Raw genomic sequence first — 14558 nt, 5'->3', positions numbered from 1 at the left:
CAATCATCGATCCAGCCAAGTCCAAGACTGTTTGACCTCATCCGAAGTGCGAGTGGGGGGACAAGTGGGGGGACAAGTGAATATGGCAATGCAGCGAGGACTATATGGGCAAGCTAAATCCTAAGCAGGTCGAGAACCTCACCGAGCCCGGCACCTATGAAGACGGCGATGGACTGCGCCTGATCGTCAAGCCCACTGGCCGCAAGTCCTGGCTGCTACGTTTTCAGCTTGCAGGTCGACGCAGGGAGATGGGATTAGGCGCCTTCCCGGAGGTCAGCCTTAAGAGCGCACGATTACCTGTGTTGTAAGGCGGGTCGATATAGATCATCTTGACCTTCCCGAGATATGCTTCCTGCAGCAGCTTGAGCGCATCGAGGTTATCTCCCTCGATGAAAAGATTCTTAGTGATATCGAAGTTCGTACTTTCTTCGCGACAAGGTCGCAACGTCTTGGCAATTGGCGCATTCGCCGTCAACAGCGACTCGCGCTTTCCCGGCCAGTTCAACTGATAGCGCTCTTGCGTTCCCTCAACGATCTGCTCAGAGAGCTCCTGACGCAGCATATCGAAATCGATGGCTTGTTTTAGCTCGCCGTTGGCACCGAGCGCTTCGGAAACGCAATTGGGGAACAGCTCAGCCAGCTTGGCAATATTGGCATCGGTCAGGTTGGGGGAGTGCATTTTCAGCTTGTCCATTGGACTTCCTGTATCTCTTAAGTGCTAAGCACGAACTGAGGTTTAGGCACTCAGTTCGGCAATTTCATTCTGGATTACCCGCAGCTGGGCGTTGAGCACCACCTTGCGGTTGAACTGTTTTTCTTTGTGCAGGCGCGCATCCAGCTTGAGGTTTTCACCAAGCAGGGTGTTGATGTTGTCGATCAGTTCCATGTAACGGCTTCCCTATATGCGAGCTGTGCCGATTATTGCGGAGCTTGCGACGAATATCACGGTTTACTGGCGACGACATCGTCCATGCGTGCATGGGTTCTGCATTCACGGACTAAACCCTCATTGAACCCTGACGCTGACAAAGCCAAAATATGAGTTTGGGCTCCACCATTCGTGACGCATTCCTAGGCTTCACTGCCCAGCTTGCATCGATAACTACGCTGCTACCATTTTGGAAGAGCTCGCTCAAATGAATGCGAGCGGTTAGACCGGCTAATCTCACGCAATCTCATCATGGGGGGACAAATGGGGGGACAAAAAAATAAAAAAAATACTACATCTATACAAATCAGATAGTTACGCCATCAAAAAGCCGGCATTGCGCCGGCTTTCTCATGGGTGCTGTGTTTATTTCTTCTGCGAGTTCTTCGGTAGCTGTACGAGGCGCGAGTCGGAATAAATGTCGTGCCAGCTACGGTTTTGCTTGTCCCAGAGCATCCAGAAGAAGCCCAGGCCCAGGCACAGCCAGGAGGCGATGGCAACGATGAAGCGTAGTAGCGCCTGCCACAGGGATATCGCAGTGCCGTCGGCGTTTTGCACGCGAACCCCCCAGACCTGCATGCCTAGTGTCTGGCCGGAGTGAGTCCAGAACTTGCTGAAAAAGCCGAACAGGCTGAAAACCAGCAGGGTGGAAAGAATCGGGTCGCCGTTCAAGGCGCCGCTGTCGGCCATTTCTCTTAGGCGTTCTGCGCCGAGGAGCATTCTCAAGACAATCTGCTGGTAGGCCAGGGTCACGACCATTAACAGCGCCACGCAGAGCAGCGAGTCGTAAAACATTGCCGCCAGGCGGCGAGGTAGGCCGGCAATGGGGAAGTCGCCTTGTGGGCGTAGCTGATGGTTCGGCATGGCGGGCTCGCTGCGCAAGGAGGTGCGCGATTCTACTGGCTCAGATGGACAAAAAGCCGAGGCACAAAAAAGCCCCTGATGTTGCCATCAGAGGCTCTTTCGTTCAGGCGCAGGCGTTAGGCCAGGACTTGAACCTGGTCAGCCTGCAGGCCTTTTTGACCTTGTACGGCAACGAAGCTAACGCGCTGGCCTTCTTTCAGGCTCTTGAAGCCGTTACCTTCGATAGCGCGGAAGTGTACGAACAGATCCGGACCGCTTTCTGGAGTGATAAAACCAAAACCTTTCTCGTCGTTAAACCACTTGACGGTACCGTTTTGACGATTCGACATATCTTATTTCCTTGGAACTAGAGTTGATGACAGCCTCTAACAATAGAGGGCTGGACTGGCTGCAGAGAGTAAGAGAAGTCGGGCGGGATGTAGCAAATCTAAGGATCTACTGCACCAGGTCACGATTCAAGGCGACCCATGCAAACACAGTGGGCGAACTCTACGCTAACTTCAGGATGAAAAACAACCCCCGAAAACGGCGAGTTGTGAGCGTGATTTTGCGCCTGTTTCCGCTGCTTTCGAGCCGATTCAGCGAGGGCAAAATTGCATTTTTGAGAGGGGTGTTGCGGGTCTGGCGAGCGGCTGTAAAAAGTCGCTGGGAGATTGATGGTGCCCCGGGGGAGACTCGAACTCCCACTCTGTGAAGAAACGGATTTTGAATCCGCCGCGTCTACCGATTCCGCCACCGGGGCACAATGGGCGCGCAGTATAGGGAGAGGTTTGCCCTTGGTCAATCGTGTTGCGTGGTCAATTTTAGGTATTTCCGTTAAACTTCGCGGCCCTGCAAAATGACCTCCCATCATGCGTGTTGCCGATTTTAACTTCGAGCTGCCTGAATCCCTGATCGCGCGTCACCCGCTGGCCGAGCGCCATGCCAGCCGGCTGCTGACCCTCGATGGTGCGACTGGAGCGCTGGCTCATCGCCAGTTCACTGATCTGCTGGAACATCTGCGTCCTGGCGACTTGATGGTGTTCAACAATACCCGGGTGATTCCCGCGCGGCTCTTTGGTCAGAAGGCCTCTGGCGGCAAGCTGGAGGTGCTGATTGAGCGGGTGCTCGATACGCGTCGGGTGTTGGCGCATGTGCGCTCGAGCAAATCCCCCAAGCCTGGCTCGCTGATTCTGCTCGAGGGCGGTGCCGAGGCTGAGATGCTGGCGCGGCACGATGCGTTGTTCGAGCTGCGCTTCAGTGAGGATGTATTGCCGCTGCTGGAGCGCGTCGGCCATATGCCTTTGCCTCCTTATATAGACCGTCCGGACGACGCGGCGGATCGTGAGCGCTATCAGACCGTGTATGCCGAGCGCGCCGGCGCCGTCGCCGCGCCCACGGCCGGGCTGCATTTCGATCAGGCGTTGCTGGCGGCGATTCGCGCTAAGGGTATAGAGACCGCCTTCGTTACCCTGCATGTGGGCGCGGGCACCTTTCAGCCGGTGCGGGTCGAGCGTATCGAAGACCATCACATGCATAACGAATGGCTCGAGGTCGGCCAGGATGTGGTGGATGCGGTCGCTGCCTGCCGTCGGCGCGGTGGGCGGGTGATTGCCGTGGGTACGACCAGTGTGCGTTCGCTGGAAAGCGCGGCGCGGGATGGCCAGCTCAAGCCTTTCAGTGGCGACACGGATATTTTTATCTACCCCGGGCGACCCTTTCATGTGGTCGATGCCCTGGTCACCAACTTCCATCTGCCCGAGTCCACCTTGTTGATGTTGGTCTCGGCGTTTGCGGGTTACCCGGAAACCATGGCCGCCTATGCGGCGGCCATAGCTCAGGGCTACCGCTTCTTCAGTTACGGTGATGCGATGTTCATTACCCGCAATCCCGCGCCACGCGGACCCGAGGATCAAGCATGACTCGCACCAGCCGTATGTCCTTCGAGTTGTTGGCCACCGATGGCAAGGCGCGCCGTGGCCGCCTGAGCTTTCCGCGCGGTGTCGTCGAGACTCCGGCCTTCATGCCGGTCGGTACCTACGGCACCGTCAAAGGCATGCTGCCGCGCGATATCGAAGCGATCGGTGCGCAGATCATCCTCGGCAACACCTTCCACCTGTGGCTGCGGCCCGGTACCGAGGTGATCAAGCGCCATGGCGATCTGCATGACTTCATGCAGTGGCAGGGGCCGATCCTCACCGACTCCGGTGGTTTTCAAGTGTTCAGCCTGGGGGCCATGCGCAAAATCAAGGAGGAGGGCGTGACCTTTGCCTCGCCGGTGAATGGCAGCAAGGTGTTCATGGGGCCGGAGGAGTCGATGCAGGTGCAGCGCGAGCTGGGCTCGGACATCGTGATGATTTTCGATGAGTGCACCCCCTACCCCGCCGATGTGGAGGTCGCGCGAGTCTCCATGGAGCTGTCGCTGCGCTGGGCCAAGCGCTCGAAAATGGCCCATGGCGATAACACGGCTGCACTGTTCGGGATAGTTCAAGGCGGCATGCATCAGGATCTGCGCATGCGCTCCCTCGACGGGCTCAATGAGATCGGCTTCGATGGCCTGGCGATCGGCGGCCTGTCGGTGGGGGAGCCGAAGGAGGAGATGATTCGCGTGCTGGACTATCTACCAGGACAGATGCCGGCCGATAAGCCGCGCTACCTGATGGGGGTCGGCAAGCCGGAGGATCTGGTCGAGGGCGTGCGTCGTGGGGTCGACATGTTCGACTGCGTGATGCCGACCCGGAATGCCCGTAACGGTCACCTGTTCGTCGATACCGGGGTGTTGAAGATTCGTAATTCGGCGCATAAGCACGACGACTCGACGCTCGATCCGACCTGTGATTGTTACACCTGTAAACACTTCTCCCGCGCCTATCTGCATCATCTGGATAAATGCGATGAAATGCTCGGTAGCATGTTGAATACCATCCACAATTTGCGCCATTACCAGCGCCTGATGGCTGGTTTGCGTGAGGCTATTCAACAGGGTACATTGGCCGCCTTCGTCGATTCCTTCTATGCCCGACGCGGCCTTAGCACACCGCCGCTGGACTGATAAATCAACCTTTCCAAGACCTTTTAACAGGAGTGTTACATGAGCTTTCTGATTCCCGCCGCTTATGCGGAAGTTGCTGCGCCGGCTGCCGCTGCCGCTGCCGCCGCTCCCGATTACATGTCGTTTGTTTTCCTGGCCGGCTTCCTGGTGATCTTCTATCTGATGATCTGGCGTCCGCAGGCCAAGCGCGCCAAAGAGCACAAGAGTCTGATGGGCAACCTGCAAAAGGGCGACGAAGTGGTCACCTCCGGTGGCATCGCCGGCAAGATCAACAAGGTTACCGATGACTTTGTGGTGATTGAGGTGTCCGACACCGTCGAGCTGAAGATTCAGAAAGCGGCGATTGCCGCAACGCTGCCCAAAGGCACGCTGAAAGCCATCTAACTTCACATTTTTACCATTCGACGGGGCGCTAAAGGCGCCCCGCGTCATAAGCGGGCGGCGTCATGCTGAACAAATACCCTCTGTGGAAATACCTGCTGATCCTGGCAGTGCTGGCGATCGGCTTTATTTATTCTGCGCCCAACCTGTACCCGGACGATCCGGCCATTCAGATCACAGGGGCGAGCACGGCGTTGCAGGTCGAGCAGGCTGACTTGGACCGCGTGGGCAAGGCGCTGAATGACGCCGGCATCGCGGTCAAGGTCGCGACCCTGGCCAAAGAAGGTAAGGGCGGGCTGGTGCGGCTGCTCAAGAAAGAGGATCAGCTGCCGGCCAAGGATGTCGTGCGTAAGGCTTTGGGCGACGACTATGTGGTGGCCCTGAACCTGGCGCAAACCACGCCGAACTGGCTGCGTAGTCTGGGTGCGAGCCCGATGAAGCTGGGCTTGGACTTGTCCGGTGGTGTGCATTTCCTCTTGGAAGTGGACATGGACAAGGCGCTCGATGCGCGCCGTAAGGTTTACGAGGGTGATGTAAAGAGCTTGCTGCGTAAGGAGCGTCTGCGTTATCGCAGCCTGCCGGAGCAGGGCGGTGCGATTCAGTTGGGCTTTACCGATGAGGCGACGCTGGAAAAGGCGCAGAGCTTGATCCGTAAGGACTTCACCGACTTTCAGCTGACGTCGAGCGAGCGTAACGGCCTGCAGGTGCTGCGCCTGGAGATGACTCCGGCCAAGCTGGCGGAGATTCGTGAGTACTCGATCAAGCAAAACCTGACCACCGTACGCAATCGCGTCAACGAACTGGGCGTCGCCGAGCCTCTGGTGCAGCGCCAAGGCGCCAATCGCATCGTGGTCGAGCTGCCGGGCGTGCAGGATACGGCCGAGGCCAAGCGGATTCTCGGTAAGACCGCCAACCTGGAGTTCCGTCTGGCGGCTGGCCAGGATGCGACCAAGGCGACCACCGAGTCCTTCGAATTTCGTGAGCCTGGCCGGCCGGCCGTGCCGCTGGAGCGTGGTTTGATCATCACCGGGGATCAGGTCACCGATGCCCAGGCGAGCTTCGATGAGAATGGTCGTCCGCAAGTGAACATCCGTCTGGATGGTCATGGTGGCGAGCTGATGAATCGCGCGACCCGCAATAATGTCGGGCGCAGCATGGCGGTGATCTTTATCGAGCAGAAACCGCTGACCCGTTACGTTAAGCAGGTGGTCGACGGCGTCGAGAAGGAGGTTGCGGTACAGACCTTCAAGGAAGAGAAGAAGATCATCAGCCTGGCCACTATTCAGTCGCCATTGGGCAGCCAATTCCGCATCACTGGCCTGGAGGGAAAGGGCGAGTCCTCTGAGCTGGCTCTGCTGCTGCGTGCCGGCGGTCTGGCGGCGCCGATGTACTTCGCCGAAGAGCGCACCATTGGCCCGAGCCTGGGCGCGGACAACATCACCAAGGGGGTCGATGCGTCGCTCTGGGGCATGCTGTTGGTTTCCCTGTTCATCATCGCCATTTACCGCTTCTTCGGTGTGCTGGCGACCCTGGCGCTGGCCTTCAACATGGTCCTGCTGCTGGCGCTGATGTCGGCGCTGAACGCCACCCTGACCCTGCCGGGGATCGCCGGTATAGTGCTGACCATGGGCATGGCGGTGGACGCCAACGTGCTGATCTTCTCGCGGATCCGCGAGGAGATCGCCAACGGCATGTCGGTGCAGCGCGCTATCCATGAGGGTTTCGATCGAGCCTACTCGGCGATTCTCGACTCCAACCTGACCACCCTGCTGGTCGGCGGCATCCTCTTCGCCATGGGCACCGGCCCGGTGAAAGGCTTCGCGGTGACCATGTCGCTCGGCATCCTCACCTCGATGTTCACCGCCATCATGGTGACCCGCGGCATGATCAACCTGATTTTCGGTGGTCGTGACTTCAAGAAGCTGTGGATTTAAGGGGCCAACATGAAACGTACGATCAACTTTATGGGCGTGCGCAATCTTGCGTTCGCCGTGACCCTGTTCCTGACCCTGCTGGCGCTGTTCAGCTGGTTCACCAAGGGGCTGAACTACGGCCTGGATTTCACCGGCGGCACGCTGATCGAGCTGACCTATGAGCGGCCGGCGGACCTCGGCCAGGTGCGCGAGCAGCTGGTCGCGGCCGGTTTCGAGGAGGCCGTGGTGCAGAGCTTCGGCGCGACTACCGACGTGCTGGTGCGGATGCCGGGCGACGACCCGCAGCTGGGTAGTCAGGTGGCCGAGGCGTTGCAGCGGGTGGATGGCGACAACCCGGCGCAGGTCAAGCGCGCCGAGTTCGTCGGCCCGCAGGTGGGCGAGGAGCTGCGCGATCAGGGTGGTCTGGGCATGCTGCTGGCCCTGGGCGGCGTCATGCTCTACCTGGCGTTCCGCTTCCAGTGGAAGTTCGCCGTCGGCGCCATCGTCTCGCTGGTACACGACGTGGTGATCACCCTCGGTATCCTCTCGTTCTTCCAGATCACCTTCGACCTGACGGTGCTGGCGGCGGTGCTGGCGATCATCGGTTACTCGCTGAACGACACCATCGTGGTATTCGATCGGGTGCGCGAGAACTTCCGCGTGCTGCGCAAGGCCAGCCTGATCGAGAACATCAATATCTCGACCACCCAGACGTTGTTGCGGACCATGGCGACCTCGATCTCCACCCTGCTGGCGATCGCGGCTTTGTTGGTGTGGGGTGGCGATAACTTGTTCGGTTTCTCCATCGCGCTGTTCGTGGGGGTGATGGCGGGTACCTACTCGTCGATCTATATCGCCAACGTGGTGCTGATCTGGCTGAGTCTGGGTGTTGAGGATCTGATTCCGCCGGTTGCCGCCGAGGAAGTCGATGAGCGCCCCTAGGATTGTGATCTTTAACTCGCTGATGGCGTAGCGGCGGGCAGGGGTAGGGAACTTGGTGAGTGTTATTGCGCTCAAACCCTGGGACTAAGGTGTGTAAATACCTGTTTGAGTGCAGTCAGGAGGTTCAAGTGAACAAGTCGATGCTCGTTGGTGCGGTGCTGGGTGCGGTAGGTGTTACCGCCGGTGGTGCTGTGGCTACTTACAGTTTGGTTAGTGGCGGCCCCGAGTACGCTGAAGTGCTCGCGGTAGAGCCGATCAAGGAAACCATCAAGACTCCGCGTCAGGTTTGCAAAGATGTCACCGTGACTCGGCAAAAACCGGTCAAGGATCAGCATCAGGTCGTTGGTAGCGTGCTGGGTGCGGTAGCTGGTGGCTTGCTCGGGAACCAGGTGGGTGGTGGCAGTGGCAAGAAGATTGCCACCGTTGCTGGTGCCGTGGGTGGCGGTTATGCCGGCAACAAAGTCCAGGAAAACATGCAGGCCAACGACACTTACACCTCCACCGAAACGCGCTGCAACACCGTGACCGATACCAGTGACAAGCTGGTTGGTTACAACGTTAAGTATCAGTTGGACGGTAAGGTCGGGCAGGTCCGTATGGATCACGACCCGGGTGCCCAGATTCCGGTCACCAAAGAAGGTCAGTTGGTGCTGGGGCAGGTTGCTCAGTAGCTTGGATGCAAATAAAAAGCGCCCTTCGGGGCGCTTTTTATTTGGGCAGTAAAAACCCGGCGCCAGGCCGGGTTTCTTATGGGGTGTCGAATTTAGCGTTTCAGTGAGGGTGACAGGTGCGGCTGGATGGCAGTCAGCACGGCCTTGAAGCACTTGGTGTTGCCGGCGACGATATGGCCTTTCTCGAGGAAATCGTGGCCGCCGCTGAAGTCGCTGACCAGGCCGCCCGCTTCCTGGATCAGCAGTGCGCCGGCGGCCATGTCCCATTCGGACAGACCGAATTCCCAGAAGGCGTCGAAACGGCCGGCGGCGACGTAGGCCAGGTCCAGGCTGGCGGCGCCGGCGCGGCGGATGCCGGCGGTCTGGCCGACCAGGCTGCGGAACATGTTCAGGTAATTGTCCAGGTTGTCGATCTGGCTGTCGCGGAACGGGAAGCCGGTGCCGATCAGGGCGCCTTCCAGGCTGGTGCGACCGCTGACGCGCAGGCGGCGACCGTTGAGCTGGGCGCCACGGCCGCGGCTGGCGGTGAATTCTTCCTGGCGAACCGGGTCGAGCACTACGGCGTGTTCCAGGCGGCCGCGGTATTTGCAGGCGATGCTGACGGCAAAGTGCGGCACGCCGCGCACGAAGTTGGTGGTGCCGTCGAGTGGGTCGATGATCCACAGGTAGTCGGCGCCATCGCCGCTGCCTTCGATCAGGCCGCCTTCTTCGCCGAGGAAGCCATGGGTGGGGTAGGCTTTGCGCAGGGCGGCGATGATGCTTTGTTCGGCGGCGCGATCGACCTCGGTCACATAGTCCTTGGCATCTTTCTCGTCGACCGAGATGACGTCCAGGCGCTCGATGGAGCGGAAAATCAGTTCTGCGGCGCTGCGGGCTGCGCGCAGCGCGATATTCAGCATGGGCTGCATGGAGGTTTCACCTGGGTCGTTAAAGAAAGCCGAATATTCTAGCAGAAAACCCCCAAGTAAGAAGGCCTGCCTGTACCTTGCATGGCGTTTGCTGGGGGGGTTCTGTAAGATTTGCTCCCCTTTGCCGTCTGTGTGAGCGCCTGCGTTGCTGCAAAATATTCGCGTGATCTTGGTCAATACCAGCCATCCCGGCAATATCGGTGGGGCTGCGCGCGCCATGAAGAACATGGGCTTGACGCGTTTGGTGCTGGTGGATCCGGAAGATTTTCCCAGTGCCGAGGCTGTCGCTCGGGCTTCCGGTGCCAACGATATTCTGGATGGCGCTCAGGTGGTCGCCACGCTGGAGGAGGCTTTGGTCGGCTGTAGTCTGGTGTTGGGTACCAGTGCGCGGGATCGGCGTATTCCCTGGCCGCTACTGGATCCGCGCGAATGTGGGGCGGCTGCCTGTGAGCATGCTCGGCAGGGCGCCGAGGTGGCGCTGGTGTTCGGCCGTGAGTATGCCGGGTTGACCAATGACGAGCTGCAGCGCTGTCATTTCCATGTGCACATTCCTTCTGACCCTGAGTTCAGCTCGCTCAATCTTGCTGCTGCGGTGCAGGTGTTGGGCTATGAGGTGCGCATGGCCTGGTTGGCTGCGCAGGGGCGGCCGACGAAGGTGGAGAAGTTCGAGGTGACCTCGGTGCGCAGTGGGCAGCTGGCTACCATGGATGAGATGGAGCTGTTCTACGGGCACCTCGAGAGTACCCTGGTGGATATTGGCTTTCTGGATCCGGAGAAGCCGCGGCATTTGATGTCTCGCCTGCGTCGCTTGTTTGGTCGCAGTGCGGTTAATAAGTCGGAAATGAACATCCTGCGCGGCATTTTGACTGAAGCCCAGAAGGCTGCCCGCGGTGAGCCCCATAAGCGGAGAGATGATGATGTTTGAGCGCGTACGAGAAGATATTCAGAGCGTATTCCATCGCGATCCGGCTGCGCGTAATGCTTTCGAGGTGCTGACTTGCTATCCCGGTTTGCATGCGATCTGGTTTCATCGCCTGTCCGGCTGGCTTTGGCTGGCGGGTTGGAAATGGCTGGCGCGGCTGGTCTCTAACTTTGGGCGTTGGCTGACCGGGATTGAGATTCATCCGGGGGCGAAGATCGGCCGGCGGTTTTTCATCGATCACGGTATGGGTATTGTGATCGGCGAGACTGCGGAAATCGGTGATGACGTCACGCTCTATCAGGGCGTGACGCTTGGCGGTACCAGTTGGAATAAAGGCAAGCGCCACCCCACGCTGGAGGACGGCGTAGTGGTGGGGGCGGGTGCCAAGGTGCTGGGGCCGTTCACTGTCGGTGCGGGGGCTAAGGTCGGCTCCAATGCGGTGGTGACCAAGGCGGTGCCGGCCGGCGCTACCGTGGTCGGGATTCCGGGGCGAATCATCGTTAAGGTCGATGATGAGCTGGAGGCCAAGCGCCAGGCTATCGCCGAAAAACTAGGTTTCGATGCCTATGGCGTCAGTCAGGACATGCCGGATCCTATAGCTAAGGCCATTGGTCAGTTGCTTGATCATCTGCAAGCCGTAGATGGTCGTCTGGAGGGTATGTGCGCTGCCCTCAAGGCGTTGGGCAGTGACTACTGCGCAAAAGAGTTGCCGGCCTTGCGTGACGAGGATTTCGCGGACGTTAAGGAGTCGGGCGACAAGCCGGCGGCTTAATGCGGCGCTATGCCCGTTTTGCTATGCTGCGCGACCCCGTTGTGGCTAATCCCGAGTGTCTTGATGGGTCTTATAGTTGACCTAAATACTCGGAAATAGCATACTCGCGCCCAACCAGTGACCTCGCGGTACAAGCCATGCGACTGACTACCAAAGGCCGTTACGCCGTTACCGCCATGCTCGATTTGGCGCTGCACGCGCAGCATGGACCGGTGTCCTTGGCTGATATTTCCGAACGCCAAGGCATTTCCCTGTCCTATCTGGAACAGTTGTTCGCCAAGCTGCGCCGCGGCAATTTGGTCTCTAGCGTGCGCGGGCCTGGTGGCGGTTATCAGCTGTCGCGAGGCATGCAGAGTATCCAGGTTGCGCAGGTCATTGATGCTGTCAATGAGTCGGTCGATGCCACGCGTTGCCAGGGGTTGGGCGATTGCCATGCCGGTGACACCTGCTTGACTCACCACCTGTGGTTCGACCTCAGCCAGCAGATTCATGAGTTTCTGAGTGGCATTAGCTTGGCTGACCTTGTTACCCGTCATGAGGTGCAAGAAGTCGCCCAGCGCCAGGATCAGCGGCACTGCCATGGCAGGGCGCCGCGCCTAGATAAGATTGAAGCGTCCGCCGTTGACTGAGTAGGGCGCCTGGCTGATAGGCCTATACCTGATAGGAGAGCATCAATGAAATTGCCGATTTATCTCGATTATTCCGCGACGACACCGGTCGATCCGCGTGTTGCGCAGAAGATGAGCGAGTGCCTGTTGGTCGATGGCAACTTCGGTAATCCGGCGTCGCGCTCCCACGTGTTTGGCTGGAAGGCTGAAGAGGCGGTGGAGAATGCGCGTCGTCAGGTGGCTGAACTGGTCAACGCCGATCCGCGCGAGATCGTCTGGACCTCCGGTGCTACCGAGTCCGACAACCTGGCGATCAAGGGGGTTGCGCACTTCTACTCGACTAAGGGCAAGCACCTGATCACCTCGAAGATCGAGCACAAGGCCGTGTTGGACACTACCCGGCAGCTCGAGCGCGAAGGTTTCGAGGTTACCTACCTCGAGCCGGGCGAAGATGGTTTGATCACGCCGGCGATGGTCGGGGCGGCCCTGCGGGAAGACACCATTCTGGTGTCGGTTATGCACGTCAACAACGAAATCGGCACCATCAACGACATCGCGGCCATTGGTGAGCTGACGCGCTCCCGTGGCGTGCTGTTCCATGTCGATGCGGCTCAATCCACTGGCAAAGTGGAGATCGACCTGGCAAAGCTCAAGGTCGATCTGATGTCCTTCTCCGCCCATAAAACCTACGGCCCGAAAGGCATTGGCGCACTTTATGTGAGTCGCAAGCCGCGTGTGCGCCTGGAAGCCCAGACTCACGGTGGTGGTCATGAGCGTGGTATGCGCTCCGGCACCCTGGCGACTCACCAGATTGTCGGCATGGGTGAAGCTTTCCGGATTGCCAAGGAAGACATGGTGCAGGAAAACGAGCGGATTCGTGCTCTGAGTGATCGTTTCTTCAAGCAGGTTGATGGCCTTGAAGAGTTGTATGTGAACGGCAGTACCACTGCCCGTGTGCCGCACAACCTCAACCTGAGCTTCAACTACGTCGAAGGCGAGTCGCTGATCATGGCGCTCAAGGATCTGGCGGTATCGTCCGGTTCGGCCTGCACCTCGGCCTCGCTGGAGCCGTCTTACGTGCTGCGCGCCTTGGGCCGCAACGATGAGCTGGCGCACAGCTCGATCCGTTTCTCTTTCGGCCGCTTCACCACTGAGGAAGAGGTCGATTACGCCGCGCAGAAGGTTCGCGAGGCGGTTACCAAGTTGCGCGAATTGTCGCCGTTGTGGGACATGTTCAAAGAGGGTGTCGATCTGTCCAAGGTCGAATGGGCGGCACACTAACGCTGCCGATGAGCGGCACCTGATGAGAGAGGAATAGCACCATGGCATACAGTGAAAAGGTCATTGACCACTACGAAAACCCGCGCAACGTCGGCAAGATGGATGCGGAAGACCCCAATGTCGGCACCGGCATGGTCGGTGCGCCGGCCTGCGGCGACGTGATGCGTCTGCAGATCAAGGTCAACGAGCACGGCGTGATCGAAGATGCCAAGTTCAAGACCTACGGCTGCGGTTCGGCGATCGCTTCCAGCTCCCTCGCCACCGAGTGGATGAAGGGTAAGACGCTGGATGAGGCTGAGACCATCAAAAACACCCAGCTGGCCGAAGAACTGGCGCTGCCGCCGGTGAAGATCCACTGCTCTGTACTCGCCGAGGACGCCATCAAGGCGGCCGTGCATGACTACAAGCAGAAGAAAGGTTTGCTCTAAGTAAAGGGTTCTATGCATAACCGCTCTACGAATAAGGAGTTCCGATGGCTATCAGCATGACCGAAGCAGCTGCTCAGCACGTGCGTCGTTCCCTTGACGGGCGGGGCAAGGGCGAGGGCATTCGTTTGGGTGTTCGTACCACGGGCTGCTCTGGCCTGGCCTACGTGCTGGAGTTCGTTGATGAGGCTCAGAGTGAAGATCAGGTGTTCGAGAGTCACGGTGTCAAGGTGATCATCGACCCGAAGAGCCTGGTCTACCTCGACGGTACTGAGCTCGACTTCGTCAAGGAAGGTTTGAACGAAGGCTTCAAGTTCAATAACCCCAACGTGCGCGGCGAATGTGGCTGCGGCGAGAGCTTCAACATCTGAGGCTGCTGTGGGTACCCCTTGTCATTTCGCCTTATTTGATTTGCAGCCGAGCTTCCGTTTGGATCTTGAGCAGCTGGCCGCGCGTTATCGCGAGCTGGCGCGCAGTGTTCATCCGGATCGCTTTGCGGATGCTTCCGAGCGCGAGCAACGGCTTGCGCTGGAGCACTCCGCCAGCCTCAATGAAGCCTATCAAACGCTGAAAAATGCTCCGCAGCGCGCGCGCTATTTATTGGCGTTGCGCGGTCGTGAGCTGCCGCTAGAAGTGACGGTGCAAGACCCTGAGTTTCTCTTGCAGCAGATGCACTGGCGTGAAGAGTTGGAAGACCTGCAGGACAGCGCGGATCTGACTGGCGTGGCGACCTTCAAGCGCCGCCTGAAGATTGCTCAGGATGAGCTCAACGAAAGCTTTGCAGCCTGTTGGGATGACGCTGCGCGCCGTGAAGAGGCCGAACGCCTGATGCGACGCATGCAGTTCCTCGACAAGCTCGGCTACGAAGTGCGCCAGTTGGAAGAGCGCCTCGACGATTAACCTCCGCGCTGC

General features: G+C 58.9%; 18 protein-coding genes, 1 tRNA gene and 1 pseudogene. 14 read left to right on the top strand and 6 right to left on the bottom strand.

Annotation, left to right across the window (positions count from 1 at the left end; all coding sequences use genetic code 11):
• Positions 1–104: 104 nt before the first annotated feature.
• Positions 105–293: pseudogene (locus FFS13_RS13225) on the top strand (Arm DNA-binding domain-containing protein); the annotation flags it as partial.
• On the opposite strand, the gene FFS13_RS13220 reads toward FFS13_RS13225, so the two are convergent.
• The 5 genes from FFS13_RS13220 to FFS13_RS13200 form a co-directional block, all read right to left on the bottom strand.
• Complete coding sequence (locus FFS13_RS13220; protein ID WP_256657891.1) at positions 224–694, bottom strand: hypothetical protein; 471 nt, start codon at positions 692–694, stop codon at positions 224–226. The pseudogene FFS13_RS13225 and the gene FFS13_RS13220 sit on opposite strands and share 70 nt — an antisense overlap.
• 42 nt (positions 695–736) lie before the next feature.
• Positions 737–886, bottom strand: coding sequence for a DUF4391 domain-containing protein (locus FFS13_RS13215; protein WP_137819553.1), 150 nt, complete (start codon positions 884–886; stop codon positions 737–739).
• Positions 887–1294: 408 nt separating this feature from the next.
• A complete protein-coding gene (locus FFS13_RS13210) occupies positions 1295–1792 on the bottom strand; it encodes an RDD family protein (RefSeq protein ID WP_137819552.1) in 498 nt (165 codons plus the stop codon).
• 116 nt (positions 1793–1908) lie between these two features.
• Positions 1909–2121, bottom strand: coding sequence for a cold-shock protein (locus tag FFS13_RS13205; RefSeq protein ID WP_119955978.1), 213 nt, complete (start codon positions 2119–2121; stop codon positions 1909–1911).
• A gap of 328 nt (positions 2122–2449) precedes the next feature.
• Positions 2450–2534, bottom strand: a tRNA-Leu gene (locus FFS13_RS13200).
• A gap of 109 nt (positions 2535–2643) precedes the next feature.
• Between FFS13_RS13200 and queA the strand changes: the two genes are divergently transcribed.
• The 6 genes from queA (at position 2644) to FFS13_RS13170 (ending at position 8730) form a co-directional block, all read left to right on the top strand.
• A complete protein-coding gene (gene queA / locus FFS13_RS13195; protein WP_137819551.1) occupies positions 2644–3693 on the top strand; it encodes a tRNA preQ1(34) S-adenosylmethionine ribosyltransferase-isomerase QueA in 1050 nt (349 codons plus the stop codon).
• Positions 3694–3707: 14 nt separating this feature from the next.
• The gene (tgt, locus tag FFS13_RS13190; RefSeq protein ID WP_171006482.1) at positions 3708–4823 is read left to right on the top strand and encodes a tRNA guanosine(34) transglycosylase Tgt; all 1116 of its coding nucleotides are present in this window, start codon (positions 3708–3710) and stop codon (positions 4821–4823) included.
• 39 nt (positions 4824–4862) lie between these two features.
• A complete protein-coding gene (yajC, locus tag FFS13_RS13185; RefSeq protein WP_137819549.1) occupies positions 4863–5207 on the top strand; it encodes a preprotein translocase subunit YajC in 345 nt (114 codons plus the stop codon).
• A gap of 62 nt (positions 5208–5269) precedes the next feature.
• The gene (gene secD / locus FFS13_RS13180; protein WP_137819548.1) at positions 5270–7138 is read left to right on the top strand and encodes a protein translocase subunit SecD; all 1869 of its coding nucleotides are present in this window, start codon (positions 5270–5272) and stop codon (positions 7136–7138) included.
• A 9-nt stretch (positions 7139–7147) separates the two neighbouring features.
• Positions 7148–8059 carry a protein translocase subunit SecF gene (gene secF / locus FFS13_RS13175; RefSeq protein WP_137819547.1) on the top strand — a complete coding sequence of 304 codons (912 nt, stop codon included), beginning with the start codon at positions 7148–7150 and terminating at the stop codon, positions 8057–8059.
• 128 nt (positions 8060–8187) lie between these two features.
• Positions 8188–8730 (top strand): glycine zipper 2TM domain-containing protein, encoded by a 543-nt coding sequence (locus FFS13_RS13170; protein WP_137819546.1) that lies wholly within the window; start codon positions 8188–8190, stop codon positions 8728–8730.
• Between the two features lie 92 nt (positions 8731–8822).
• Here FFS13_RS13170 and suhB read toward each other — a convergent pair whose 3' ends face one another.
• Complete coding sequence (gene suhB, locus FFS13_RS13165) at positions 8823–9638, bottom strand: inositol-phosphate phosphatase (protein ID WP_137819545.1); 816 nt, start codon at positions 9636–9638, stop codon at positions 8823–8825.
• Between the two features lie 145 nt (positions 9639–9783).
• On the opposite strand from suhB, the gene trmJ reads away from it, so the two are divergent.
• The 7 genes from trmJ (at position 9784) to hscB (ending at position 14546) form a co-directional block, all read left to right on the top strand.
• A complete protein-coding gene (gene trmJ / locus FFS13_RS13160; protein ID WP_137819544.1) occupies positions 9784–10563 on the top strand; it encodes a tRNA (cytosine(32)/uridine(32)-2'-O)-methyltransferase TrmJ in 780 nt (259 codons plus the stop codon).
• Positions 10556–11332 (top strand): serine O-acetyltransferase, encoded by a 777-nt coding sequence (gene cysE, locus FFS13_RS13155; protein WP_137819543.1) that lies wholly within the window; start codon positions 10556–10558, stop codon positions 11330–11332. Before trmJ ends, cysE begins: the two co-directional genes overlap by 8 nt.
• A gap of 137 nt (positions 11333–11469) precedes the next feature.
• Entirely contained in the window at positions 11470–11961 is a 492-nt protein-coding gene (gene iscR, locus FFS13_RS13150; RefSeq protein WP_137819542.1) for a Fe-S cluster assembly transcriptional regulator IscR, read from the top strand.
• Positions 11962–12006: 45 nt separating this feature from the next.
• Positions 12007–13221 (top strand): IscS subfamily cysteine desulfurase, encoded by a 1215-nt coding sequence (locus FFS13_RS13145; protein WP_137819541.1) that lies wholly within the window; start codon positions 12007–12009, stop codon positions 13219–13221.
• 41 nt (positions 13222–13262) lie between these two features.
• Positions 13263–13649 (top strand): Fe-S cluster assembly scaffold IscU, encoded by a 387-nt coding sequence (iscU, locus tag FFS13_RS13140; protein WP_137819540.1) that lies wholly within the window; start codon positions 13263–13265, stop codon positions 13647–13649.
• A gap of 44 nt (positions 13650–13693) precedes the next feature.
• The gene (gene iscA, locus FFS13_RS13135; RefSeq protein WP_119955965.1) at positions 13694–14017 is read left to right on the top strand and encodes an iron-sulfur cluster assembly protein IscA; all 324 of its coding nucleotides are present in this window, start codon (positions 13694–13696) and stop codon (positions 14015–14017) included.
• 7 nt (positions 14018–14024) lie between these two features.
• Positions 14025–14546 (top strand): co-chaperone HscB, encoded by a 522-nt coding sequence (hscB, locus tag FFS13_RS13130; RefSeq protein WP_137819539.1) that lies wholly within the window; start codon positions 14025–14027, stop codon positions 14544–14546.
• The last annotated feature ends 12 nt before the right edge of the window (positions 14547–14558 follow it).

It is taken from the genome of Pseudomonas sp. 2FG, assembly GCF_005502935.1.
Classification (GTDB): Bacteria; Pseudomonadota; Gammaproteobacteria; order Pseudomonadales; family Pseudomonadaceae; genus Aquipseudomonas.
This window is presented reverse-complemented; position numbering and strand designations above follow the sequence as displayed.